Genomic DNA, 1,414 nt, shown 5'->3' with positions numbered 1-1,414 from the left:
GGTGTGGCTGATTTTGATGCGGGGTTTTTTGGTATTTCGCCGCGTGAGGCGGTGGCGATGGATCCTCAGCAGCGTTTGTTGTTGGAGACGTCGTGGGAGGCGGTGGAGCGGGCGCGTGTGGATCCTTTGTCGTTGAGGGGGAGTAGGACGGGGGTTTTTTCGGGGGTTATTCATAATGGTTATGGTCCGTTGTTGCATGAGGGTTGGGGTGGTGTGCAGGGGTTTTTGTTGACGGGGAATACGTTGAGTGTGGTGTCGGGGCGTGTGGCGTATGTGCTGGGTGTGGAGGGGCCGGCGGTGACGGTGGATACGGCGTGTTCGTCGTCGTTGGTTGCGTTGCATCAGGCGTGTGTGTCGTTGCGTCGTGGTGAGTGTGATGCGGCGTTGGTTTCGGGGGCGACGGTGATGCCGCATCCGGGGATGTTTGTGGAGTTCAGTCGTCAGCGGGGGTTGGCGGTTGATGGGCGGTGCAAGGCGTTTGGTGCGGGTGCGGATGGGACGGTGTGGGGTGAGGGTGCGGTTTCGGTGGTGGTGGAGCGGTTGAGTGATGCGGTGCGGTTGGGGCATCCGGTGTTGGGGGTGGTTGCTGGTTCTGCGGTGAATCAGGATGGGGCGAGCAATGGTTTGACGGCGCCGAGTGGGCGGGCGCAGGAGCGGGTTATTGCGGGTGCTTTGGGGGATGCGGGGGTTTCGGGTTGGCAGGTGGATGTGGTGGAGGGGCATGGGACGGGGACTGCGTTGGGGGATCCGATTGAGGCGGGTGCGTTGTTGGCGGCTTATGGGGTGGGTCGTGAGCGTCCGTTGTTGTTGGGGTCTTTGAAGTCGAATATTGGTCATACGCAGGCTGCTGCGGGGTTGGCCGGTGTGATGAAGATGGTGTTGGCGATGCGGGAGGGTGTGGTTCCTGCTTCGTTGTATGCGGGGGTTTTGTCGGAGCATGTGGATTGGGGTTCGGGGCGTATTGAGGTGCCGTCGGAGGCGGTGGCGTGGCCGGATTCGGGTGGGCGGCGGCGGGCGGGTGTGTCGGCTTTCGGGATCAGTGGGACCAATGCGCATGTGATTTTGGAGAGTGCTCCGGAGGGGCCGGGTGAGACCGGGGGCCGGGGTGCGCCGGTGGTGTTGCGTGGGCGGGGTTCTGCGGATTCCGGTGCTTTGGCGGGGTCTGCTGGTTCTGCGGATTCTTCGTTGCCTGCTGATTCTGTTCCTGCTGGTTCTTCGTTGGCTGCTGGTTCGGTGGGTTCTTCGGGGCCGGTGGCGTGGTGTGTGTCGGCGGTTTCGCGGGAGGCGTTGCGGGCGCAGGCGGCGAATCTGCGGGTGTTTCTGGAGGAGCGGCCGGGGGTGTCGGTGGCGGAGGTGGGGCATTCGCTGGTCACCACGCGTGCGCTCTTCGATCACCGGGCCACCCTCATCGGCG

At 63.7% G+C, this 1,414-nt stretch carries 1 protein-coding gene; it reads left to right on the top strand.

All coding sequences use genetic code 11. The annotated features are described in order from the left end of the window. Window positions 1-1,414: beta-ketoacyl synthase N-terminal-like domain-containing protein (locus tag NMN56_RS42900; RefSeq protein WP_283742578.1), on the top strand; the 1,414-nt coding region annotated here is incomplete at both ends.

This window comes from Streptomyces iconiensis (genome assembly GCF_028657195.3).
In the GTDB taxonomy this organism is placed as follows: Bacteria; Actinomycetota; Actinomycetes; order Streptomycetales; family Streptomycetaceae; genus Streptomyces; species Streptomyces iconiensis.
The sequence above is the reverse complement of the archived record's forward strand: the minus strand, read 5'-3'. Positions and strand labels throughout refer to the sequence as shown.